General features: G+C 35.5%; 20 protein-coding genes and 2 pseudogenes. 19 read left to right on the forward strand and 3 right to left on the reverse strand.

Translation table 11 applies throughout. From position 1 onward, the window contains the following. The first annotated feature begins 315 nt into the window (after positions 1-315). The gene (locus BCR22_RS12425; RefSeq protein WP_083241835.1) at positions 316-1,701 is read left to right on the forward strand and encodes an aldehyde dehydrogenase family protein; all 1,386 of its coding nucleotides are present in this window, start codon (positions 316-318) and stop codon (positions 1,699-1,701) included. Between the two features lie 78 nt (positions 1,702-1,779). Here BCR22_RS12425 and BCR22_RS12430 read toward each other — a convergent pair whose 3' ends face one another. Next, positions 1,780-2,259 (reverse strand): DUF3955 domain-containing protein, encoded by a 480-nt coding sequence (locus BCR22_RS12430; RefSeq protein WP_069655251.1) that lies wholly within the window; start codon positions 2,257-2,259, stop codon positions 1,780-1,782. A gap of 363 nt (positions 2,260-2,622) precedes the next feature. Between BCR22_RS12430 and BCR22_RS12435 the strand changes: the two genes are divergently transcribed. From BCR22_RS12435 to BCR22_RS12480, 10 genes and pseudogenes are all read left to right on the forward strand, one after another. Continuing rightward, positions 2,623-3,330 carry a DUF975 family protein gene (locus BCR22_RS12435; protein ID WP_069655205.1) on the forward strand — a complete coding sequence of 236 codons (708 nt, stop codon included), beginning with the start codon at positions 2,623-2,625 and terminating at the stop codon, positions 3,328-3,330. Between the two features lie 169 nt (positions 3,331-3,499). Further along, complete coding sequence (locus tag BCR22_RS12440; protein ID WP_069655206.1) at positions 3,500-4,459, forward strand: DUF4822 domain-containing protein; 960 nt, start codon at positions 3,500-3,502, stop codon at positions 4,457-4,459. A 77-nt stretch (positions 4,460-4,536) separates the two neighbouring features. Then, positions 4,537-6,000: a sensor histidine kinase gene (locus tag BCR22_RS12445; protein WP_069655207.1), complete on the forward strand. Its 1,464-nt coding sequence runs from the start codon at positions 4,537-4,539 to the stop codon at positions 5,998-6,000. 13 nt (positions 6,001-6,013) lie between these two features. Then, positions 6,014-6,715, forward strand: coding sequence for a response regulator transcription factor (locus BCR22_RS12450; RefSeq protein ID WP_069655208.1), 702 nt, complete (start codon positions 6,014-6,016; stop codon positions 6,713-6,715). Positions 6,716-6,739: 24 nt separating this feature from the next. Then, entirely contained in the window at positions 6,740-7,786 is a 1,047-nt protein-coding gene (locus BCR22_RS12455) for a hypothetical protein (RefSeq protein WP_069655209.1), read from the forward strand. 306 nt (positions 7,787-8,092) lie between these two features. Beyond that, entirely contained in the window at positions 8,093-9,292 is a 1,200-nt protein-coding gene (locus BCR22_RS12460) for an MFS transporter (protein WP_069655210.1), read from the forward strand. Positions 9,293-9,345: 53 nt separating this feature from the next. Then, complete coding sequence (locus BCR22_RS12465) at positions 9,346-10,515, forward strand: M20 metallopeptidase family protein (protein ID WP_069655211.1); 1,170 nt, start codon at positions 9,346-9,348, stop codon at positions 10,513-10,515. Between the two features lie 218 nt (positions 10,516-10,733). Continuing rightward, a pseudogene (locus tag BCR22_RS12470) lies at positions 10,734-11,018 on the forward strand (DUF2200 family protein); the annotation flags it as partial. 439 nt (positions 11,019-11,457) lie between these two features. After that, on the forward strand, positions 11,458-11,658 hold the full coding sequence (locus tag BCR22_RS12475; protein WP_069655212.1) for a helix-turn-helix transcriptional regulator: 201 nt from the start codon (positions 11,458-11,460) through the stop codon (positions 11,656-11,658). A 467-nt stretch (positions 11,659-12,125) separates the two neighbouring features. Next, positions 12,126-14,687: a BspA family leucine-rich repeat surface protein gene (locus tag BCR22_RS12480; protein ID WP_069655213.1), complete on the forward strand. Its 2,562-nt coding sequence runs from the start codon at positions 12,126-12,128 to the stop codon at positions 14,685-14,687. Between the two features lie 113 nt (positions 14,688-14,800). Here BCR22_RS12480 and BCR22_RS12485 read toward each other — a convergent pair whose 3' ends face one another. Continuing rightward, positions 14,801-15,094 carry a hypothetical protein gene (locus BCR22_RS12485; protein WP_069655214.1) on the reverse strand — a complete coding sequence of 98 codons (294 nt, stop codon included), beginning with the start codon at positions 15,092-15,094 and terminating at the stop codon, positions 14,801-14,803. A 1,340-nt stretch (positions 15,095-16,434) separates the two neighbouring features. Between BCR22_RS12485 and BCR22_RS15105 the strand changes: the two genes are divergently transcribed. Next, a complete protein-coding gene (locus BCR22_RS15105; RefSeq protein WP_083241837.1) occupies positions 16,435-16,566 on the forward strand; it encodes a putative holin-like toxin in 132 nt (43 codons plus the stop codon). Positions 16,567-16,736: 170 nt separating this feature from the next. Here the strand turns inward: BCR22_RS15105 and BCR22_RS12490 are convergent, their stop codons facing one another. Next, positions 16,737-17,297, reverse strand: a complete 561-nt coding sequence (locus tag BCR22_RS12490; protein ID WP_069655215.1) for a hypothetical protein — start codon at positions 17,295-17,297, stop codon at positions 16,737-16,739. A 251-nt stretch (positions 17,298-17,548) separates the two neighbouring features. Here BCR22_RS12490 and BCR22_RS12495 point away from each other — a divergent pair, with 251 nt between their 5' ends. From BCR22_RS12495 to BCR22_RS12525, 7 genes and pseudogenes are all read left to right on the forward strand, one after another. After that, the gene (locus tag BCR22_RS12495) at positions 17,549-18,322 is read left to right on the forward strand and encodes a carbonic anhydrase (protein ID WP_069655216.1); all 774 of its coding nucleotides are present in this window, start codon (positions 17,549-17,551) and stop codon (positions 18,320-18,322) included. Between the two features lie 141 nt (positions 18,323-18,463). Further along, complete coding sequence (locus BCR22_RS12500) at positions 18,464-18,943, forward strand: hypothetical protein (RefSeq protein WP_069655217.1); 480 nt, start codon at positions 18,464-18,466, stop codon at positions 18,941-18,943. Positions 18,944-19,066: 123 nt separating this feature from the next. Continuing rightward, entirely contained in the window at positions 19,067-19,390 is a 324-nt protein-coding gene (locus BCR22_RS12505) for a hypothetical protein (protein WP_069655218.1), read from the forward strand. Between the two features lie 36 nt (positions 19,391-19,426). Continuing rightward, a complete protein-coding gene (locus tag BCR22_RS12510; RefSeq protein ID WP_069655219.1) occupies positions 19,427-19,942 on the forward strand; it encodes a GNAT family N-acetyltransferase in 516 nt (171 codons plus the stop codon). A 101-nt stretch (positions 19,943-20,043) separates the two neighbouring features. Beyond that, on the forward strand, positions 20,044-21,504 hold the full coding sequence (locus BCR22_RS12515; RefSeq protein ID WP_069655220.1) for an amidase: 1,461 nt from the start codon (positions 20,044-20,046) through the stop codon (positions 21,502-21,504). 9 nt (positions 21,505-21,513) lie between these two features. Further along, positions 21,514-22,360 (forward strand): annotated as a pseudogene (locus BCR22_RS12520) (transporter substrate-binding domain-containing protein). After that, complete coding sequence (locus BCR22_RS12525) at positions 22,361-23,041, forward strand: amino acid ABC transporter permease (RefSeq protein ID WP_069655221.1); 681 nt, start codon at positions 22,361-22,363, stop codon at positions 23,039-23,041. The last annotated feature ends 127 nt before the right edge of the window (positions 23,042-23,168 follow it).

Below are 23,168 nucleotides of genomic sequence, written 5' to 3' on the forward strand. Positions count from 1 at the left end.
AATATGCTCTCGCTATAACACTCATATTATTTGAATGTATCAATGAATTTGTTTCATTTACACTAAATCTAAGAACTGCATAAATTTCAAGACTATAAAGGAGAAAGGGATATAAGAAAAAATCTAGCAAGGTATAATCCTATTGTTTATTTCAATAATTTTAAGTTTCTTACACTGATAAAAAATGCACATTTAGCAGGTGACCTATCTTTTTGTGTATTATTCTAATTTGGAAAAGGACGAAGAGATGCAGCTTTCATTATCAAAAATAAAAAATCGGTGCTATACTAAAAAGAAAATAGAGGAGGGTGTATCATGAATCAATCTGATCTACAAGCTATCATGAAAAAACAACAAAATTTTTTTAACACAAATCAAACAAAATCGGTTTCTTTCAGAAAAGAAAAGCTGGAACAACTTCTGACGAACGTAAAAAAACATGAAGAAGATTTTTACTGGGCTTTTGAAAAAGATCTTAAAAAGCCTAAAGCTGAAGTATATGCAACAGAATTTGGATTGGTACTCTCAGCAATCAAAGATATGCTTAAAAATCTTGATAAATGGACGACCCCTGTAAATAAACCTAGAGCTATATCATCGTTACTAAATAAAAATACAGTTATACTAGAGCCGTATGGTACAGTGTATATAATTGGTCCCTTTAATTATCCCCTTCAATTGACGTTAGTACCCTTAATTGGCGCACTTGCAGCTGGTAATTGTGCACTTGTAAAACCATCTTCAAAAACACCGAATGTAGCCGCTGTAATTGGGGCTATTGTGGGTGAAACATTTGATGAAGAGTATGTGAAAGTTCTTTCGCCAAATTCAATTGATAATGCGACAGTTTTAAAAGAGCGGATGGATTTTATCTTTTTCACAGGGAGTACTAAAGTTGGAAAAATCGTGATGGAATCAGCAGCTAAACACTTGACTCCAGTTGTTTTAGAGCTTGGAGGGAAGAGTCCAGCAATCGTTACAGAGCAAGCGGATATCGAAATAGCAGCTGAACGTATTATTTGGAGTAAACTGCTGAATACTGGTCAAACATGTATTGCAACCGACTATGTTCTGGTAGATGAAAAAGTGAAACGTGAATTGATTCACGCGATGAAAGAAAAAATAATCGAATTTTACGGAAGAAACATTCAAGAAAATCCTGATTATGGTCGAATCGTTCAAGGGGATGCAATGGCTAAATTTAGTCAATTAATTAATGAAAATCAGCAATTTCTGATTTATGGAGGAGAGTATGATCAGCAAACAAGATATGTCGCACCAAGTCTTTTCGATATCGGTTTAAGCCGAGATAATAGCTTGATGGAAGCAGAATTGTTTGGTCCGCTATTACCGATTTGTACGTATCGAAACTTAGATGAAGCTATTACCTTTATTAAAGAAGGGGAAAAACCATTAGCTTTATACTTATTTTCCGATGATAGGGATATTCAGAAAAAGATCTTACAAGAAATCTCTTTTGGTGGGGGTGGTATCAATCAAACGATTCTTCATGTTGCCAATGATGAATTGCCTTTTGGTGGAGTAGGCGCTTCTGGGATGGGGAACTATCATGGTAAATACAGTATCGAAACCTTTTCTCATAAAAAAGCAATCGTTTATGGAAGAAAAGATTCTATGGCAAAATTGATTTATCCACCCTATGATCAAAAAAAATTCGACTGGTTAAAACGATTGTTATAACCTTTTCTACTAAAATAAACAAGCTAAAAAGCACAGTTTGAAAAATGACTGTGCTTTTTAGTTCTACGACGAATCTACCTATTTTCTGTGTGCAACGAAAGCGATAATAAATCTTATCCCAGTAAAGATGAATACCATCATTCCAGCAAAAATAAAAAGAAATCCTATCGGGATAAGATAAAAGTTTTCATGTAGAATTCCTATTGCATCAATATATTCTACTGAATTAGCTTTTATAAAAAAACATGCAAAGCCAAAAAACAATAAAAAGGCACCAATCAATGTTGTGACCATAGTTAATTTTGCTCGTCTTGTTTCACTACCATCCTTAATTAGCTTTTCTGTCATATTATTCACGTTCCTTCCTCCTAAAATCAATTCATCAAGTGAAATATGAAAAATACTAGAAATTAGGATCAACATTTCAAGGTCTGGAAGGTTTCGATTATTCTCCCAGTTTGATACGGCTTGTCTTGTTACATTTAAACGAATCGCAAATTTTTCCTGTGTCAGTTGATTTTTTGTTCGTAGCTCTTTTATTTTTTCTCCAAATTCCATCGTATAATGTCCTTTCATTAATGTATCTCAATCATAAAGAGATATCTTAGTTTATTCAAGAAAGCAATGCTTGCAGATGTACAAAATAAAGGAAAGCATGTCTTGCTTCGTCATTTTTCCTCTATAAATATTGTTTTTTCACAGTCAGAACATTTGTATAATTAAATTATAGCATTCATTATTTATATAGCGAACGATCACTCTCAGTTTTAAATTAGTAAACAAAAAAGTGATTGTTGCTTCATCCAGATGAAAATCTACCTAGTGTTAGATTATAAATGAATACTGTTCAACGCATATGCTTTTTTTTATGAAGAGTTATTTGATATACTAAATGTATTGAAACGAAAGGAGGAAAATTTTATGAAAACAAGAGCTGAATTAAAAAGTGAAGCTAAAGGCGTTTTGCGTGGACGTTGGAAAGACAGTGTATTGATGTGCTTAGTTCCAACATTGGTCTCAATTGCAATTGTACTATTGTTATTCTTTTTACTAATCATTCCTATAATTACATTTGCGCAAAACAATCCAGATTTTATGAGTGGTAATGCAAATTATGACGGAAATTCAGGTGGAGGTGGAGGTAGCTTTTTAGGTGGTATTATTGGTGCTATCTTTAGCGCTGGTATCTCTTGGACATTCCTTGATCTTTATAGAGGGAAAAGACAAGATATTCGCCCATTTTCAGATGCTTTCCGCGGCTTTGCTGGACCTGTAGTTTTAGGAGTAATCTGTCTATACGTTATTACAACGGTGTTTATTTCTCTTTGGACATTACTATTGATCGTTCCAGGAATTATCAAAGGCTATTCTTACTCACAAACGTATTTTGTTTACTATGATGCTTTTGAAGAAACAGGGGTACGCCCAGGATTTCTAAATTCTATTACGCGCAGTAGACAACTTATGAATGGGTACAAAGGTCAATTATTCTTATTAGACTTAAGCTTTATTGGTTGGCATATCCTAGCAATTTTAACATTAGGAATCGGCTACCTATGGCTAACACCTTATATCACTGCAACGAAAGCTGCTTTTTATGACAATTTACCGAAAACAGCAACAGTTTAAGACCATTAAAACTGAAAGTGAGGCATGACTCTTAGAGTTAGGCCTCCTTTTTTTGTATATATCGATTGTTTATAGTTTGTTTATTTTCTCGTTAGCACTTGTTTACACCTCCTCTTTATACTAAAGATAGCAGTAACCATTTATCCAAATACAGGGGGAGCAAATTACCATGAAAAATAAAAAAATTATCGTAGGAATCTCAAGTTTGGTACTATTATTAGCAGGTTGTAGTGTCGGAACACAAGAAACCTCAGGATCAAAAGATAGTAAGCAACAACAGACAGAACAATCCAAAGAAGGACAGAATAAAAATAAAGGGGATCAGTTAAACAAAATTTTAGGTGAAACCAATTGGCAAGGAACAAAGGTTTACGATAAAGACAATAATGATTTAACGAAAGAAAATGCTAATTTCATCGGATTAGCAAAATATGATAGTGAAACTGGCCGCTATGAATTTTTCGATGCGCAAACAGGTGAAAGCCGTGGAGATCGTGGCACCTTTTTCATTACAAACGATGGGACAAAACGAATCCTACTTTCAGAAACGATGAACTACCAAGCAGTTGTTGACCTTACGGAACTGACGAATAAACAATTTACCTATAAACGAAAAGGCAAAGACAAATCTGGGAATGAAGTAGATGTATTTGTAGAACATATCCCGTATAATGAAAATGAACTAGCTTTTACTGAAAAAGAAACAGCACTAAATACGACAACCGGTTCTATTAACGCAAAGAAAGACGGCGCTGAAATCTTAGGTCAAACGTTATGGAATGGGACAAAGGTTGTTGATGAATCCGGTAACGATGTAACAGAGTTCAACCAAAACTTTATTAGTTTGGCTAAATTCGCTGCAGATACAAATAAATACGAATTTTTCAACTTAGAAACAGGTGAAAGCCGTGGGGACTTCGGTTACTTTGATGTATTGAATCACAATAAAATCCGAGCGCATGTCTCGATCGGTCAAAATAAATATGGCGCAGCACTAGAATTGACGGAATTAAACAACAAAAAATTTACGTATAAACGAATGGGTAAAGATCAGACTGGCAATGACATCACCGTATTCGTTGAGCATCAACCTTATACGGGAGAATTTAAACCAGAATTTAGTTTTTAAAAGCTTCCAATAACGGTGCAGCTGGTTAAGTTGAAAACATCGATCGCTTTTTCGTAAATAACGCAAAGGAGAATAATATGACCATAAAAAAACGATTTCTCATTTCATATATTGGCGGGATCGCGATTGCTTGTTTATCGCTATTTTCAATCATCTGCATTGTTTTTTATGTTACAACTGGGAAAATACCTAGTCCTGGAACGGTGTACAAAACGTTTACACAGCAACGTTCCTTAAGTCCGGAAGAGGAACTAGCATATATCAAACTTCGTGGCATTGCCAAATCTAATCCAGAGCAGTTGCTTAAACCTAGTGGAGAATTAAAACAAACCATTCAACAATTTGAAGCTGAATCATTGGGTGTCGTTGTTCGTAAACAAGAAGCAATCGACTACTATTCAAAAGACTTAGTCGAAAAATCATTGATCGCCCATTTTCCTAAATTTGATGCCAATAACATTGAAACAAGGGGAACCATCGACAATGCAGGACGATTGTATCGCTATATGAAATTTGATTTTTATTTTAACGATCAAGTGCCTGGCAGTCTATTGGTTTTAATGAAAGAAAGTAGCTTTCTGGAATTTATGACGAAATGGGGAGTCCTGATTATTATTACGATTTTATTGGTGTCAATTGGCGGATTACTTTTTTTAAATCATTTATTGAAGAAAACGATTATTCGACCACTTGAAACACTTGGTTCTGGAATGACTGAAATCCGTAATGGACATTTAGAAACTTCCGTAACCGAACCAGTTAAACAGACAGCGTTGGAAGTCAAACAATTGACGGATGATTTTGAAAAAATGAGAGAAGCGTTGATTTCATCAACAGAAGAGCAAGTAAAGCTTGAAAACAACCGCAAAGAGCTTGTTGCTAGTATCTCACACGATTTAAAAACGCCGATCACCTCGATTATTGGTTATGTAGAAGGTTTGTTAGATGGCGTGGCGGATTCTCCTGAAAAGCAAGCCAACTATTTAAAGACGATCCATACAAAAGCCCTCTCATTGAATGAACTGATCGAAGAATTATTTCTTTATTCTAAATTAGATGCTTCAGCAGTACCATTTCATTTTGAGCGGATCGATATCAATGAATTTTTAAAGCATATTATTGAAGAATTCCAGTTACAAGATAATCAAGTTTCTCTTCAATTAACAAATCAAGAAATGACAAACAGTTATGTTTTAGCAGATCGGATGCAATTAAATCGAGTTTTTATCAATTTGATTGAAAACAGTTTGAAATTTAAACATCCAAACCGTTCGCTTTCCATTGCAATCGATGTGTCTAGAAAGGCCGAAAGGATAATGATTCAGTTATCAGACAATGGTCAAGGCATTTCAAAAGAACAATTACCTTATGTTTTTGATCACTTCTATCGAGGAGAAGAAGAACGTCCAACACATACTGGTGGTAGTGGTTTAGGTCTGGCTATTGTAAAACAAATCATTGAGATGCATGAAGGGAAAGTTACGATAGAAAGTGACTTACACCAAGGAACGACCGTTACAATCTACTTAAAAAAAGCCTGAGGAGGACAGCCAAATGTCAAACGAAGTATCACGTGTTTTATTGATTGAAGATGATGCAAGTATTGCAGAATTACAAAAAGATTATTTAGAAATCAACCAGATAAAAGCTGAGATTTCAAGGGATGGATTGGTTGGTCTGAACCGGGCATTGAATGAATCGTTTGATTTGATTGTGGTCGATATTATGTTGCCTTCAATGGATGGTTTTGAAATTTGCCGAAGAATCAGAGAAAAGAAAAATATTCCATTAATGATTGTTTCAGCTAAAAAAGAAGACATCGATAAAGTCAGAGGCTTCGGTTTAGGAGCAGATGACTACATGACGAAACCTTTTAGTCCTAGTGAATTAGTGGCTCGCGTTCAAGCCCATATCAAACGGTATCAATCTTTGACAAAAGCTGAGCCTGTCAATGAAATTATCGAAAGTGGTCAGATCAGGATTGATAAAAGTGCCCGCAGAGTTTTTGTTTTAGGAGAGGAAATCATTTTTCCCACAAAAGAATTTGACTTACTATTATTCTTTATAGAACATCCGAATCGGGTTTGGATGAAAGAGCAGCTGTTCCGTCAAGTGTGGGAGATGGACGAGTTGGATAGTGACATCTATACCGTAGTTGTGCATGTAGGACGCATTAGAGAGAAATTGAAAAAAGGCAAATTATCAGAAATCCCAATAGAAACAATTTGGGGAAGTGGCTATCGCTTCAACAGCTAACGAGTAAACAAAAGGAGAAAATTTATGAAAAAAAACCATCTGTTTGCTGTGTTTATTTTATGCAGTATTGTTGGATTGTCAGGTTGTAAACCAGATCAAAGAAGAGAGACTGAACAATCTAGTACCACGTCCAGACCCGCCATTTTTAATCCAGCTTCATCGGAGACACAAGCCAAAAATGAAGAAGTGGAAAAAACTGACGTGAATGATGTAACGTTTGAAAATACTTCGTATAACTATGATGTTGTTACGGGGGCGACTCAGACAACCTTTGGATCGAACCCAAAACCTCTATACACATATGAAGAAAAATTAAAGAAAATGTTTTGGTCAAATCAACCTCCGTTAGGGTTGATGGAGGGAAACTATTTTACAAATGAAGGGTATTTTGATGTGGGAAATAAAGGCATTGTTGAGATTGTTACCGATGAAACGAATAAAATCATCAATGTTGAATTTAATGAATACGGAGCGGAAAATTATTATGCCTCAAAATATGCAGGAGCGAATAAACGCCTTTCTGATTATGCTTTTTTCCAAGCACAAAACCCAAGAACAGATACGACCTTAGTCACGGTGGTCAATGGCATCACGTTTGTAGAAAAACAAATGCGAGAAGAAAATCGGGTTGATGGAAACTTTGAAACAGTCAAAGGCTCTTCAACGACTGCAAGACAAGGATTAATGGCAATTGCAGCTGAACTAAAAGACGAAATCAAACAACCGTCGAAAACGAAGTATATCGGATATGCGGAGGATTTTGGTAATGGATTGATTGGCAGACTTCAATTGACCGTCACGGATGGAAAGATTGATACTGCGCGTTATGATGAATATTTTGCTGATCAGCCAGAGAAAATTGCGGAAGATCAGTTAAAACAATATTATCGCCAATCGAAATACTTTTCGCTAGATTATAATGAAAAGACAAACAATGATTTCGTAACATTTGCTGACGGATTGACACATGCAATTGTTACACAACAGTCACTACTAGTTGAGAATAGTGAAGTGACAAAGCATCCGTCTTTTGCTTCCTATCAAAAATTGATTGAGCATGTTAAACTTTAGTCTATTTCCATTGCTGTTTCAAAGTACTTTTGTCACAAGTTCCATTCAGTAGACATCAAATATAAGCAGAAAAAAGTTGACGATTGTTTCATCGTTAACTTTTTTGTTACTTCAAATTATAGAGTTCAGATTAATTTTAATGCATTAAAATTAAAAATATTCTCATTTTATTCTTCATTTTAGGTGGAGAATAGATTATACTAAAGTAATAGTAGTAAGTATAATGAAGTAGTGGAGCAGATGAGAGTTGTCTTTGACTAGCCACAGGGTTAGTTTTACGCTACGCTTTTATATTAAGGAGGGCATATGGAAAAACGTAAAACAAAGAAAACGGGTTTATTGTTAGTAGCATTATTTTTAGGGTATACTATGGTATATATCGACAAACTTTCAGTAGGGTATTCGCTGATTCCCATCTCAGAGGAATTTGGATTAGACCCAGCAGCGAAGGGTATGATCATGAGTGCTTTTTTCCTTGGTTACGCAATTATGCAGATTCCGATGGGCTTAGTCATCAATAAAGTTGGCTCAAGAGTTGTGTTGATCGGTTCTGTTTTAGGAATGGGTTTATTTTCATTCCTATTTGGTTTTGGAACATCGTTGATCATGTTTATGTCGTTACGCTTCTTAACTGGATTTTTAGCGCATTCAGGTTATGCATCGTCAGCGAGTAAGGAAGTTACGATGAACTTTCCACCAGAGAAGCGAACCTTTGCACAAGGGATCTTATTATCATCCTCTGGTGTAGCAGGTTTTATTGGACCATTAGCGTTATCACCAATTATTACAAATGCGGGTTGGAAAAATGCCTATATGCTTTTAACTGCCATGGCGGTAGTCATTGCTATTTTTCTAATTATCGCTATTCCTAGAAATGAAAAAGCAAAAGAAAAAGAAGAGGCCATTGTGACCAAAACGGAAAAGATTTCGATTTTAGTTATTTGGTCAGATATTCGAGTATGGATTTTATTTTTAAGCTCATTCTTCATTAACTGCTTGTTATACGGACTCTCAAGTTGGGTACCAAGCTTTCTGACGGGGGAACGTGGTTTGGCACTAAATGGTGCGGCTGTAATCAGTAGTGTGGGTGGTTTGTTCATGCTGATTGGTTCGATTGGCGGTAGTTATGTTGTCGGAAGATTTTTCCAACACAAGGAAAAGGCAGTCGTTGCAATCACGGCTATTTTAGGCACACTTTCAGCATTTGGTTCTTATTATATCGGTAATCTTGTTTTATTATCGATTGTAATGGGCTTGGCAAACTTTTTCTTGATCATCTCATTTGTTACGATGATGAGCATCCCATTAAGAATCTTTGAAGGCGCTAAGTTTGCTCCAAGCTATGGCACACTAGCAACAGGAGGAATTCTCGGTGGATTTGTTTCACCGACTCTTATCGGAAAATTAGTGGAGCTGTCAAACGGTCAGTATATTTCAACATTTATTTTCTTTTTAGTGGTGGGCTTATTAACCGCCGTAACAATTATGTTTATTAAACAAAAATAATGCGATAGTTTCGTTCATTCTAATGAAAACTAAATTAAAGGGAGGAACCACCAATGACAAACATTCAAGAACAAATGCCTCAAGCAGATATGATCAAATGGAGAAGACATTTACATCGTCATCCAGAATTATCATTTCATGAAGTTGAAACGGCAAAATATATCCAAAAGGTCTTAGCCGATTTTCCTAACTTAGAAGTTACCTCTTTAACGGAAAATAGTGTGATTGCTACTTTGAAAGGGAGTAAACCTGGCAAAACGATTGCTTTGCGAGCAGATATTGATGCATTGCCGATCATGGAAGAAGCGGATGTTGATTTCCCGTCCGAAAATCCAGGTGTCATGCATGCTTGCGGACACGATACCCATACAGCAATGCTTTTGGGTGCTATTAAAGTTTTAAGCGGAATGCAAGACAAAATTGCAGGAACGGTGAAGTTTATTTTCCAACCGGCCGAAGAAGAACCACCGGGGGGAGCAAAATTACTAGTTGAAGCGGGTGTTATGGATGATGTGGATATGGTGTTCGGTCTACATATCGCGCCGAATATCCCTGTTGGTATGGTGGGGACTAGAAAAGGAGCAGCTAGCGCCGCTTCTGATGTCTTTACATTGAAAATCCAAGGAAAAGGCTCACATGGTTCAACCCCCGACTTATCTGTTGACCCTATCATGATTGGAGTCGAAATCATCAATAATTTAAATAATATCGTCTCAAGAAATATTAGTCCTTTTGACAATGCCGTTATTTCAATCGGTGAATTTAATGCTGGAAAAACAGCCAATGTTATTCCGGATACAGCACAAATCCAAGGAACGGTTCGTACGAATAATAAAGAAGTTCGTCAGTTTATCAAAACACGAATTGAAGGAATTATTGATGGAATTTGTAAGATGTATGGAGCTAGTTATGACTTAGATTATTTACTAGGCTATAGTGAGGTCAATAATGATAGTGATGCAACAGATCTTGTTTTGGCAGCAGCTGAAAAAGTGGTCGGTAAAGAGCGAATATTTGAAGCGCCAAAAATGATGGGCGGTGAAGATTTCTCAGCATACACAGATGTGAAGCCAGGATCATTCTTTATTTTAGGCGGTGGAACGGCGGCAGAAGGATGTGGCTATATGAACCATCATCCGAAATTCAAAATTATGGAGGAGTGCTTCCCAGTGGGTTCCGGGATGCATGCACAGCTTATTTTAGATATTTTGGGACAAGAATAAATTTGATAAAAAGAACTTTAACGTCAGTGTTAAGGTTCTTTTTATCTTCTAATTGTTAAAAGTAGGCATTAAATAAATACAAATAGTTGCGATTTTAATTACTTAAACGAAAAAATCGTATCTATTAAACAATGAAAGAATCATAACGGAAACGTTAAAATGTAATAAATAACAAAAGAACGATACAACAGTAGCAAATACTAAAAAAAGGGTAAAATAAAGCCGAAGTAGATGAAATCATCCGTTGGCTAACTGGCTATGACAAAATTTTATTGCAAAAGCAACTTGATGAAAAAGTCGATTTTGAAATTTTTTTTGAAGACGCACCAGAAATGAACCCGAATGTTTCGTTGATCAAAGGTGTTGGTTGTGGCTATCGCGTTGAATATATCGAAGACAAGTTAATGCAGAAAATTCGTTATATGGATAAACGGATTGATGAATTAGCTAAAGGAAAAACAATACAAAATAATAAAAATACAGTCTTATTGTTATCTAGATAGTCGTTCGTATCTAGATAGATGAGGCTGTTTTTTAGCAATTTAGTAGATGAGGCAATACAAGTGTGAATTTAGTGTAATAACCTCAAAACTATATGGGGATACGTTGGCTTTTGTTCGATTTATTCGTATGGTAATCTACTGATAACCCTTTAACTACAAAAAAGTATGAATATTCTATCAATAAAGAGCAACGTAACATCAAAATTGCTTTTTAAATCAGGCCTAGTATGTGATATTTAAGAGAACACAGACAGGAGGGACTAACATGAAGAAAAAATTTTTTTACGATGGTCGAAGAAATCGCTTCTTTGGTGAAGGAAATGTCTCGACAAACAAAGAAGTAAAGATAAAACTGAGTAGAATGGTCACATAGTTTTTTATGTGAAATCATAAGAACATTTCATACATAAAAAACGTTTTGAAGGTAGGATGACATTTTATGGAGATAGGAAAATTGTTGAAAATCCGCAGAGAGCAAAAAGAGTTAACACAGCAGCAAGTTGCTGCAAAATTTCATGTAACGAGACAAACAGTCTCACGTTGGGAAAATGAAAAATCGTATCCAAATATTGATACCTTGGTTGAACTAAGCTTGTTTTTTGATTTTTCTCTTGATGAAATTTTAAAAGGAACTGAGTAGAATGATTATAAGAAGATTATTTGATTTATAGGCGTGAAATTTATACCTGATCAAAATCCTGTTCAATCAAAAGATTAAGCCTAGATATGAGAGTAATGACTCTTGTGTGTAGGTTTTTTTTGTTTCAGGGGATGTCTTCATGTTAAGTTGCTTGCTATTGGGCTTATTAACGATAGTTTTTTGATAAAGAGAATGGTGTGATAATAAAAAGCAATAGATTGTTCTTTTTAAAAAACAGGGAATGATGAGACATAATAATCTCTTACAGAAGAAGTAATTTTGCTAGAAAGAAAAATTTAATGAAATTCTTTGATCTATTTGAATATGTCACTCAATTTAATAACATAAATAAAAAACATTTGTTCTATATTAAAAAAATAGTTTATATTATATAATAATAATTGCAATAAATAATATATAAGGAGAATAAATAAAAGGGGAAGTACGTAATGAAAAAGGAGAAGAGTATGATAAAAAAATTGTTGTTAGTAAGTTTTTTAGGAATAATGTTGGTTGGTGGTTTTAGTCAAGCACATGCTGAAGAGTTAAAAGGTAATGAGTACGATTTTATAGAATATGATGTAAAAACAAAAAAGGAAAAAGTAATCTCTTATAGTGATACCCTTTACGAGGGAATGCCTGAACAACTGGAAGCAAATTTTCCAACTAATTTGAGATCCAATAGAGAGTTAGGAATCATAGGTGAAGATGATCGAATAAAAGTTCAAAATACAAGTGAATCTCCGTATTCAGCTGTAGGGCAGTTTGAATATCCCGGTCATGTAGGCAGTGGGGCGTTGATCCAGAAGAACCTTGTATTGACTGCTGCCCATGTTGTTTGGAGTCAGCAATTTTTAACGGATGGTAAATTTGTTCCAGCACGTAATGGGTATGATGACAAAGCTTTTGGCGAAGCAAAAATTGAGAAAATCTATATTTTAAAAAAATATAAAGAAGCACCAACAAATGAAACAGACTTTGCTTTGGTGAAATTAGACAGAAATATTGGTGAGAAAACGGGTTGGTTTGGCTTGACTTATCAAGATAAAGTAGGGGATACCTTTGTGACTAGTGGTTACCCCGCATCAGTAAATAATCAGAGCGATTTCTGCATGTATACTGCTGCAAAAAGTATTGATGAGAAAATAACCTATCAAATGAATGGGAAAGAATATGAAATGAAATCTTGGGAAAAAGATCAAATTTTTACATTGTTTGATGGTACTAAAGGACAAAGTGGTTCTCCAATCTATGATTTAAATTCAAGAATAACTGGAGTACTCGCTGCATATGTGACAAGTCCTGTAGAAAAGAAAACCCTGTATTCAATGGGATCAAAAATTTCTAAAGAAAAGTTTGCAATGATTCATACTATTTCAAATCAAGAAAATGCTAATTATGTTCCTGTCGATACTATTGCAATAGAACCCAAAAAAGTTACGATGGGAATAGAAGATACGTATAAACTAGAGGCTGTTTTCTCGCCAACAAATGCTACCTATCAAGGTGTGGAATGGAAAAGTTCCAGCAAATATGTGAGTGTCAATGAATTTGGTGAAGTTTCGGTGTTGTTTGATATATTAGGAACAGTAACAATTACTGCAACATCTATCGATAATGGAAAAACTGCAACTGCTGAGGTTACGATTGTTCCCGAGCGAATTCCTGTAGACACAGTGAAAATTCAACCGGAGAACGTCTCTTTAAAAGTTGGTCAGAGTGAGCAGTTAACCGCAACGATTGTCCCTGAAAATGCGACAATCAATCAAATGAAATGGTCTTCTTCGGACCCTTCTGTAGTAAGCATTTCAAAAGATGGAATGATTAAAGGAATACAGGTGGGCGAAGCGACGATCACCGTTATAACTGAAGATAATAAAGAAGCTGTGAGTACAATCCGTGTGACAGAAGAAGATGGACGGTACGGAACTGTTCCGTGGTGGTGGGATGAGGAGTCAGAGACTTTGACTTTTGGCGGTGGAGAATTTCCTGATTCATTTCAGTCATATCTTTACGGTGTTGAAAATTCAGCACTATTGAATGGGAAAAAGATAAAACAAATTACATTTACTGAGCCAGTTAAAGCTGCCAAATATTCAAGGGGAGTATTTCAATATTTATCCTCTTTAAAATCAATTAATAATCTAGGGTTACTTGATACATCTGGTGTTATAGATATGCAGTGTATGTTTTCTGGAGCTAGTAGCTTAACCGAGTTGGATATATCTAATTGGGATGTTTCTAAGGTGAAAACTATGGCTGGAATGTTTTCTGAAGCGAAAAGTCTAGTAAGCTTAGATGTTTCTAAATGGGATACTTCCAATGTACAACACATGAATGATATGTTCTTTCAAGCTTATAATTTATTAAATTTAGATGTTTCCAACTGGGATACTTCTAATGTGGTTCATATGAGTAGAATGTTTTTCGATGTTTACAAAATAAAAAGTCTAAACGTTTCAAATTGGAATACATCTAATGTGACGAACATGGATTCAATATTTCAACGTGCACGTTCCTTATCAGATTTAAATGTAAGTAACTGGGATACCTCTAATGCGAAATACATGAATAGCATGTTTAGAGAAACAAATCATTTAAAGAATCTTGATTTAAGCAAATGGAATACCAGTAACGTAATAAATATGAATCGTATGTTCGCTTCTGCGCATAATTTAAAAAATTTAGATCTAAGTAACTGGAATATAAGTAATGTAAAAAATCTAGATTCTATGTTCAGTTACGCAAGAGGTTTAACAAGCTTAGATATAAGTAATTGGGATACTAGTAATGTCATAAATATGAATGCTATGTTTGATTATGCAACTGATTTAGCTAGCCTCACGTTAGGGGAGAAAAGTATCTTTAACTCATCTGTTAAATTATATGAACCTAGGAAATCAACATATACTAGTAATTGGACTGGTAACTGGATACAAGGAAACCAAAAATATCAATCAAGTGATGAATTTATGACAAAATATGATGGTACAGCACCAGGGACGTATAAAAGAGAAGTACAAAACTAAAACGGTTATCCGAAAATAGGAGCACGGCATTAGTGCTTCTATTTTTTGTAAGATTACGATTTTATAAACTAGGAACACTCAACGAAGTGAACCTAGTTTATTTTTTCCCAACATCACTTCGTCAAAAATTCACCCACAATTTTTCTCTCCCCATCCAACTTCCTAACCTTCTCCTCCTCAATCTCCATCAACCTAATAAACTCCTCAAAAAAAGCATGAAACAAATGCCCACAAGCATAATACTCCTTCACAACCTTTTTCTTATTAATCGGCCCTTTCCGAAACTGAAAAAAATGATCCAACACAGCAAGCGGCTCCTCCCAAGACTGCAACCGATCCAACGTATGCTGCAAATCCGTAATATCCTGATAAGGAATCACCTTTAAACTCTGACCTTCTTTTTTCATAATCCATTTCCTCCTTGTTTTACAAATATTCTTACAACCAGTAACACGAAGCGCTGAACAATAACATTCAACGCCTCATACACGCATTACATTTATCTGTACATTGACTTAGGCAACTATTTAAACAAACCAGTGATAGAAACGACTTATGTCTGATTTTTCCAAGTCTTGCTGATGTTTCCATCACTTTCTTCTCAAAGCAAAACAAAAAACGCTATTGTAGTAATCAGTGAGAAAAAGCCAGCTTTTCGACAACTTCCCAAAAATGCTTCAATACGAAAAGCGTATTGCTTCATTTTTAGTCCAGTTGCTCAAACCTTAACGACTTTTTATCATCCTAACTTAACCACCAATACCGTCATCAATCTCCTAGATAAAGCCCAAACCCTCCATAAAATCCAAATTCCCAACCAAAATTTTCCAGACAGACTAGAAAATCCCAGTAAAATTAGGTACAATAAAAAGAGCTAGTGCTTTTGTGCTAGCAATTGGCAACTTGTATAGATAGGTGGTACTGTCTATGCAAGGCTTCATCATGTGATTGCTGTCAGATGGTGAAGTGCCTTTTTATTTTGCATCATCCCGACTGACCAAAAGGCAGAATAGATGATGCAAAGTACAAGGTGAACGAAGTGAACGTTGTCTCCTTGTCTTATATCTATCATTGATCATTTGCTTTACTTTGAATGAAACCTCCTTTGACTAGATTTGTAGAATAGAAAAAACGATATCAGGTAACATCACCCAATATCGTTCACAATAGTCCCAAAGAATCATCTACTACTTTTTCAGAATAACCCAAGGAGAATCCAAGAAACCTATAGAAAAATAGGCAGACTTTAGGTACAATGAAAGAAGCTAGTATATGTTGCTAGCACTATTGGCAACTTGTTTGGGCAGGTGGTACTGTCTTTACAAGGCTTCAAATGCTTGGTTGCTGCCAGGCTTTGAAGTGCCAATTTATTTTTATATTCAGATTTGAACAGTTCATGTTGATATGAGCTGTTTTTTCTATTCTACCTCTTAAGTATATCTGAAAAGAATACGAACACGCAACATAATTTTTCTTACAAATACAATTAAATAACACAAAAAATCGCTCCCTTATATATAAGGAAAAATAACAAAAAAATTTTTGGAATTTTATTTTTAATCGTATCAAATATCGTTTATGATAGGAAATTTATTCATTCAAAAAGTTTTTCAGGTATGATATACTTTTCATTGTAGAGAAGTTATGACGGTGGCGACTTCTGAAAGTGAGTACTTAAATTTCGAAGGATGCAACGCTCCTGAAGTCGCCTTGTACTGTTCAACATCAGTTCATAAAAACATTCACTGTGTTTCTCAGCAAAAGAGAAAGCCTTTTGTCAGCATTGGATACAATTAAACTGATCCTAAGCTTTGGTATGTTTACCATCGCTTTAATTCGTTTAGTTGTAGAATTGCTTAAAAACGACAAAAAGAAATGACCGTTCATTAACTTTAGCCAGTTAAACGATCATTTCATAATGATATAAAATACTTGCTACCGTCTTAAACGGCTCTACATAGGAGAGGTATGTTAGCGCATATCTCTCTTATCACTTGCATTATAGCATACAACACACTTTTTTTCCATATCCACTTAAAAGAGTATTTTCTAATTCTTGCTTAGAATCCGTTTATAGATGATCGGTCTATCAAATCCAAAGACTCGTTTATCCCCATTAAACATTTCCTCTTTTATGACCAATGCTTCATCAGATAGTTCTTGCTTTAAAATAAACGCTGTTTTCTTCGTAAACATACTGTGTGATTCACCAGTAAACGTCCCCTCATGTTCCTTATAGTGCAATGGAACAAATTTATCAGATACTGAAAGAACCGTAAAATCAATTTCATTTAGTTCATTAAATTTAGTGTTCATTAATTCTTTTGGCACAGTGATCGATTTTAACACAACATCACCAGATTCATCTGTTGAAAATAGAAAAATATCTGATTTGAATTTCTCCTTATTTTTCAACGTATAGTAACTTTCTTCATGCAAAAATACACCATCGAATTCTTTTGGACGATTCACAATCAAGTCATCTAGAATAGTATTATTGTGTATGGCAAAGGGAAATGTCTCTTGTTCTTCTTCCGATAGAGAGTGAAACTGCTCACTATTATCGAAACGTCCACTTAACAGTTGAATAACTTTCTTCAAATTTTCCATACCGCTCACTCCGCTTTCTTTTTAATTGGCAATTAAAGTACAATGGCTTCTATTTTATTTTATCAAAAAAACGAAATAGAAAAAAGAGACTCAGAAATAATCATCAGTAAAATGATCAAGGTACAAGAGATCAATAGGGTGAACGATAATCTATTATTTCGTGATCCGAGTCGATTAAATGAAAAAAATATTTATTTTTTGTGAAAAACAAGATATAATAGATTGTATTTTAAAGAAAGAAGGATGAAAAAATGAAAAGAAAAGTACTCTCTCTATTACTTTTAAGTTTTACAGCCGTTTTAGCTGTTGGCTGTACATCAAACAAAAGTACTAGTGACGCATCTGATAAGAAAGATGCTAAAACGGAATCAACAACACATGCAAAAAAATCTGAACATATCGATTATGATGATCAGGAAGAGTGGGAATTCTCTGCTGGAAAGATGCAGTCACCCATTGATATTGTTACAAAAAAAGCAGAAGCGATGACGCCAGATACTGGAACAATTACAATTGATTACGGAAAAGATATTACGAAAGCAGAGAATAACGGTCATAGTATCCAAATCACAGATGGGGGTACATCCGTAATTAATGGACGAAACTTTACATTGAGTCAGTTTCATTTTCATGCGGAAAGTGAACATACTGTTGACGGTAAACATTATCCGATCGAAGCACATTTTGTTAATACTGCCCAAGATGGACGCATTGCAGTGATTGGAGTATTTTTCAAGGAAGGTACTGAAAATAAAGGCTTCCAAGAAGTTTTAGATGACGTAAACAATGATAAAAACGATCCAATAACTGATCTAAATGATATGATCCCATCTAATAGAAGCTATTATCATTATCTAGGTTCATTGACTACACCACCACTAAATGAAAATGTGGAATGGTATGTGATGAAAGAACCTGTGGAAGTATCTTCAGGTCAAATCGAAGAATTCAAAAAATTGTATTCACATAATAATAGAGAAGTTCAACCGTTGAATGATCGATCAATTATAGAGCATGATGAATAAGTAAAATGTTGTTTGCAGTAATTAAAAGTTGAATAACGAGCCATGATGGTGTTTATCATCATGGTTTTTATGTTAGAGTGAATAATCTAATGGAAATTTAACAGTTGTTCTTATTTTTTACAAAGAAGGGATGGCACCAAAATGAAAAAGAAGGGTTATCTAGTCAGTTTGTTACTACTGTTAATAATCAGTTGTGTAACAGTTACTGCCTGTAACAAAACAAAAGCTCAGACACAAAATAGCGGAGAAACGAAGCTTAAAAATCAGGCGTTAAGCAAAGAAACAATTGAATCATCCAATAAGAAATTAAGCAAAAGGAATGCAGATTCATTCTCGTTAGATCTGAAAAATGCGAGTGCAGAAAGACTTTATGAAACTTTTAATGGTCCGAATGCAGATGAGATTATCGCTCTTTTAGAAATGAATCATGATGATTCAGATAGAATTTTAGTAACGACGGATGGGACGATATTAACGGGGCAACTTGGAGATGAAAATGGTAGGAAAGTTGATTCTAATACGGATAAAAATAGTATAACGGTGAAAGAGCTTAAAGATTTAGTTTTAAAACACAAAGAAAAGATAGATGAATTAGCAGCAAAAGATAGTTCGTTAGAGTAGTTCACTAACGGGCAAATGGGCTCGTTTTTTGTTTACTAGATAAGACGGATGTTTAAGCTTATACAAAAAATGAGTTTTAGGTGTGAACACTAATACCTTGATAGGATGGTGACGAATACATATATGCAAAAGAAACGGTTAAAAAAAGAATTATTTAGTTGCTTACTCTACCTCTTGATTCCATTGATATTGGGTGCAGTAGCAAGCATCTGGATTAAAGTATCAATTCTAACTATCGTAGCGATCCTTTATGGCATCATGCTTGTTTTTATGATCCCGTCAGATGTTTTTTTTAGTAGTACATTGGATTACAACATAAAATCAGTTAATCCAAGTTACAAACATGAAAAACCAGATTATATCGGTGGTACTAAACAACAGTTACTTCATTTTACTTTAGTGGCTTTTGGATTAGTCGTTTGTTTGTTGCTTATGTTGCTCGATTGATTCTGTTCCAAAAAAGATGAGAAAGAAGGAAAAGCGATGATAGAAATTAAAAAAATTAGCCTAAATGACCTAGTAGCATTACAAACATTAAGCATCAAAACCTTCACAGATACCTTTGCTAAAGACAATACGCCAGAAGATTTAAAAGAGTATCTTGACCAAGCGTATACAGAAGAAAAATTAACGAGTGAGCTTCAAAATAAACAGTCAGAGTTTTATTTTATTTATTCAGATGATCAACTGGCTGGATATTTAAAAATCAATGTAAATGATGCACAGACTGAAACCATTGAGGAAGATGCGTTGGAGATTGAACGAATTTATATCGATTCAGATTTTAAAAGACTAGGACTTGGAAAATTGCTTTATACTAAAGCGATAGAGCGAGCAAAAGAGTTAAACAAGACCGCTATCTGGTTAGGCGTTTGGGAGCGTAATTTTTCTGCGATGAAATTTTATCGTAAGATGGGATTTACTCAGGTAGGAGCGCATTCTTTTTTCATGGGTGAGGATGAACAGACTGATTTAATCATGAAAAAGAATCTAAAATAATCTTTTCACTGTTGAGAATGATATTCTTTCAAGCAAAATCAACCTAAAAATACCCCAACAACCTGTATAATGATACCATCAGGATTGTAAGGGGGATGATCATGAAAGACGGTTTGTACTACGCAACACAATTTAGAGATAAAAAGCTAAGCGTGACGGAGTGGATCGATGAACGGGAACAGCAAGTTAAAAAGATAAATCCTGAACTCAATGCCTTTGTTGACTGGGATACGGAAGCTGCGAAACAACAATATGAAGCTAGAGGAGCAGAAACTGGTCCTTTTTTTGGCTTACCTATTCCGTTGAAAATGCTTGGACAAGATAAAGCAGGAATGAAATCAACATCTGGGTCTCGTTTATTTCAAGAAAACCGTGCAAATTCAACGGATAATTTTGTGAAAGGTTTAGAACGATTGGGCTTGATTCCATTAGGAAAAACCAATGCGCCAGAGTTCGGCTTTAAAAATATTTCTGATCCGACGATTTACGGACCAGCTAAAAATCCATGGAATCTTGCCTATTCACCTGGAGGTTCAAGTGGTGGCGCTGCGGCAGCCGTTGCCAGTGGGTTATTTCCAATTGCTGGAGCAAGTGATGGCGGTGGTTCGATTCGGATTCCAGCTTCTTTTAGTGGACTGATTGGATTGAAACCTACGCGTGGTAGTATGCCAGTTGGACCTAATGGCTGGCGTGGTTGGCAAGGAGCATCAATCAATTTTGCTTTAACGGTGTCGATGAGAGATACCGAAACGTTATTTTATCATTTACGTGGGACCGAAAAAGCAGCACCGTATCAAGCGCCGAAAGCTGAGTGGAGTCATCAAGAGGTAGCAGAGAAACAAGTTTTGAAAATTGCTTTTTTTACGGAATCACCTGTAGGAACGCCCGTTTCAGTGGAAGCGATAAAAGCAACACATAATGCAGCAACATTTTTAGAACAACAAGGGCATGAAGTCACCGAAATGTCGTATCCAATCAATGGACGTCAATTGATCGACAGCTATTATTTGATGAATGGCGCCGAAACAGCCGCTATGTTTGAAGGGATCCAAGAGGCAATTCAGCGACCGCTGACGAAAAAGGATATGGAGCTAATGACTTGGGGCATCTACCAATATGGAATACAGCTGCCAGCAAGTCAGTATACAAGATCACTTCACCTGTGGGATCAAGCGGCATATAAGATGGAGCAATTATTCGAGGAATACGATGTAGTATTAACGCCTACTACAGCGGATATCGCACCTAAAATCGATGCAGAATTACAGAGTGATCAGATTCGTAAAGACTTGGCTCAAGCGGAGTCTCTTTCCGGTATACAGTTAAAAGACTTAATCTATGATATGTTTGAAAAAAGTCTGACGATCACGCCATATACTCAACTTGCTAATTTAACGGGACAACCCGCAATCAGTTTACCTACTCATGTAGCAGAAACTGGTTTACCGCTAGGCATTCAATTTATGGCATCTAAAGGCCGCGAAGATGTATTATTCCAAGTTGGAAAGTTGTTTGAGCAAGAACAGAAATTCTTATTACCAAAATTTTATCGTGAATCATAGGAGGTTCAAATGAAGAAAGTATTCGCTAGTTTTAGTATTGTTGCATTAAGTTTAGTGTTCGTTGCGTGTGGTGGAACAAAAGAGCAGACTGCTGGAAAAGATAACAGCTGGCAAAAAGTAGAGGATGCAAAAAAAGCTAACAGTTGCCACATCAGGAACGTTATTCCCATCATCTTATTATAACGATGAGAACAAATTAACGGGTTATGATGTGGATGTCATCAAAGAAGTTGCCAAACGTTTAAATGTTGAGGTTAAATTTAAAGAATACAATGTAGATGGCCAAATTACGTCAGTGGATAAAGGGGAAGCTGATTTAGCGGCGAACGATTTTGGCTTATCAGGGGACCGAGGGAAAAAATTTATTTTATCTTCTCCAATCAAGTATTCATTTGACAGCATGATCGTTCGAAAAAGTGACGATTCTGGTATTGCTTCTCTTGAAGATTTAAAAGGCAAGAAAGCAGCTGGCGAGCCCAATACCAACTACATGAAGATAGCGGAAAAATACGGAGCAAAATTAGTAACCTATGATAATGCGACAAATGATCAATATTTGACTGATGTGGCGAATGGTCGCACAGATGTTATTTTAAACGATTATTATTTACAAAAAATGTCTGTAGGGGCGTTGCCAGATATTCCAGTGAAAATCTTAGAAGACGTCTACTTTAATGCCAACTTTACTGGCTTTTTGATGAAAAAAGACAGTGCCGCTTTAAGTAAAAAAATTGATGAAACACTAGACGCAATGCAAGAGGATGGAACCATGAAAAAAATCTCTGAAACGTATTTCCAAACAGATGTGTCAGTGGAGCCGAAAGAAAAAGTCGAAGAAAGTGTTTCAGTAGAGTAGATGTATATACCAAAAATCGATTTTCAGTTAATGATCGACTCAATTCCCTTTTTGTTGACTGGTTTGCCTTATACACTTGGCATCAGTATCGTGACGTTTTTGATGGGAAATGTCCTTGGTATTTTGTTGACTGTCTTGGGGATGTTGCCTTCGAAAGTGATTAAAGGGCTTGTCCGATTTTATATTTCGTTTTTACGGGGAGTGCCTGGTTTGGTCTTGTTGTTTCTGTTGTATTTTGGACTGCCCTATCAATTAAGTGCACTGACAGCAGCTTGTATTTGTTTTAGTTTGACGAGCAGTGCGTTTATTGCAGAAATCTATCGTGGTTCTATTGCCGGAGTGGAGGCAGGGCAGTGGGATGCGGCGTATGCGTTAGGGTTGCCGTTTGGGAAAGTGATGCGTAAAATTATCTTACCGCAAGCCTTTCGGATTTCGATTCCAGCTTTAGGGAATGTGGCGATGGATTTGTTAAAAGGCACGTCTTTAGCTGCAATGATCACGATCCCTGATATTTTCCAAAAGGCAAAAATTGTAGGTGGAAGAACATTTGATTATATGACAATGTATATTTTAGTGGCAGTAATGTATTGGCTACTTTGTGTGGCGATAGGCTGGGGGCAAAGTTGGTTGGAGAGACATTATGTCAATCGTTATAAAGGAACATCAGAAGTGAGCTCGTAAAATAAACTGTGTAAGGGGCTGTGTGAAAAACGGCTGCTTACATAGTTTTTTGTTTGTGGGATTTATTGTTCTATTCTTCTCAAAAAACGAGTATAATTAAGTCGGATGATAATGATGATTAGAAAGT

This window comes from Enterococcus plantarum, from assembly GCF_001730295.1.
In the GTDB taxonomy this organism is placed as follows: domain Bacteria; phylum Bacillota; class Bacilli; order Lactobacillales; family Enterococcaceae; genus Enterococcus_L; species Enterococcus_L plantarum.

Excerpts from the sequence above, each read along its gene's own strand:
- BCR22_RS12425 (WP_083241835.1), top strand. The coding sequence starts at position 316 with ATGAATCAATCTGATCTACAAGCTATCATGAAAAAACAACAAAATTTT.
- BCR22_RS12430 (WP_069655251.1), bottom strand. The coding sequence starts at position 2,259 with ATGGAATTTGGAGAAAAAATAAAAGAGCTACGAACAAAAAATCAACTG.
- BCR22_RS12435 (WP_069655205.1), top strand. The coding sequence starts at position 2,623 with ATGAAAACAAGAGCTGAATTAAAAAGTGAAGCTAAAGGCGTTTTGCGT.
- BCR22_RS12440 (WP_069655206.1), top strand. The coding sequence starts at position 3,500 with ATGAAAAATAAAAAAATTATCGTAGGAATCTCAAGTTTGGTACTATTA.
- BCR22_RS12445 (WP_069655207.1), top strand. The coding sequence starts at position 4,537 with ATGACCATAAAAAAACGATTTCTCATTTCATATATTGGCGGGATCGCG.
- BCR22_RS12450 (WP_069655208.1), top strand. The coding sequence starts at position 6,014 with ATGTCAAACGAAGTATCACGTGTTTTATTGATTGAAGATGATGCAAGT.
- BCR22_RS12455 (WP_069655209.1), top strand. The coding sequence starts at position 6,740 with ATGAAAAAAAACCATCTGTTTGCTGTGTTTATTTTATGCAGTATTGTT.
- BCR22_RS12460 (WP_069655210.1), top strand. The coding sequence starts at position 8,093 with ATGGAAAAACGTAAAACAAAGAAAACGGGTTTATTGTTAGTAGCATTA.
- BCR22_RS12465 (WP_069655211.1), top strand. The coding sequence starts at position 9,346 with ATGACAAACATTCAAGAACAAATGCCTCAAGCAGATATGATCAAATGG.
- BCR22_RS12475 (WP_069655212.1), top strand. The coding sequence starts at position 11,458 with ATGGAGATAGGAAAATTGTTGAAAATCCGCAGAGAGCAAAAAGAGTTA.
- BCR22_RS12480 (WP_069655213.1), top strand. The coding sequence starts at position 12,126 with ATGATAAAAAAATTGTTGTTAGTAAGTTTTTTAGGAATAATGTTGGTT.
- BCR22_RS12485 (WP_069655214.1), bottom strand. The coding sequence starts at position 15,094 with ATGAAAAAAGAAGGTCAGAGTTTAAAGGTGATTCCTTATCAGGATATT.
- BCR22_RS12490 (WP_069655215.1), bottom strand. The coding sequence starts at position 17,297 with ATGGAAAATTTGAAGAAAGTTATTCAACTGTTAAGTGGACGTTTCGAT.
- BCR22_RS12495 (WP_069655216.1), top strand. The coding sequence starts at position 17,549 with ATGAAAAGAAAAGTACTCTCTCTATTACTTTTAAGTTTTACAGCCGTT.
- BCR22_RS12500 (WP_069655217.1), top strand. The coding sequence starts at position 18,464 with ATGAAAAAGAAGGGTTATCTAGTCAGTTTGTTACTACTGTTAATAATC.
- BCR22_RS12505 (WP_069655218.1), top strand. The coding sequence starts at position 19,067 with ATGCAAAAGAAACGGTTAAAAAAAGAATTATTTAGTTGCTTACTCTAC.
- BCR22_RS12510 (WP_069655219.1), top strand. The coding sequence starts at position 19,427 with ATGATAGAAATTAAAAAAATTAGCCTAAATGACCTAGTAGCATTACAA.
- BCR22_RS12515 (WP_069655220.1), top strand. The coding sequence starts at position 20,044 with ATGAAAGACGGTTTGTACTACGCAACACAATTTAGAGATAAAAAGCTA.
- BCR22_RS12525 (WP_069655221.1), top strand. The coding sequence starts at position 22,361 with ATGTATATACCAAAAATCGATTTTCAGTTAATGATCGACTCAATTCCC.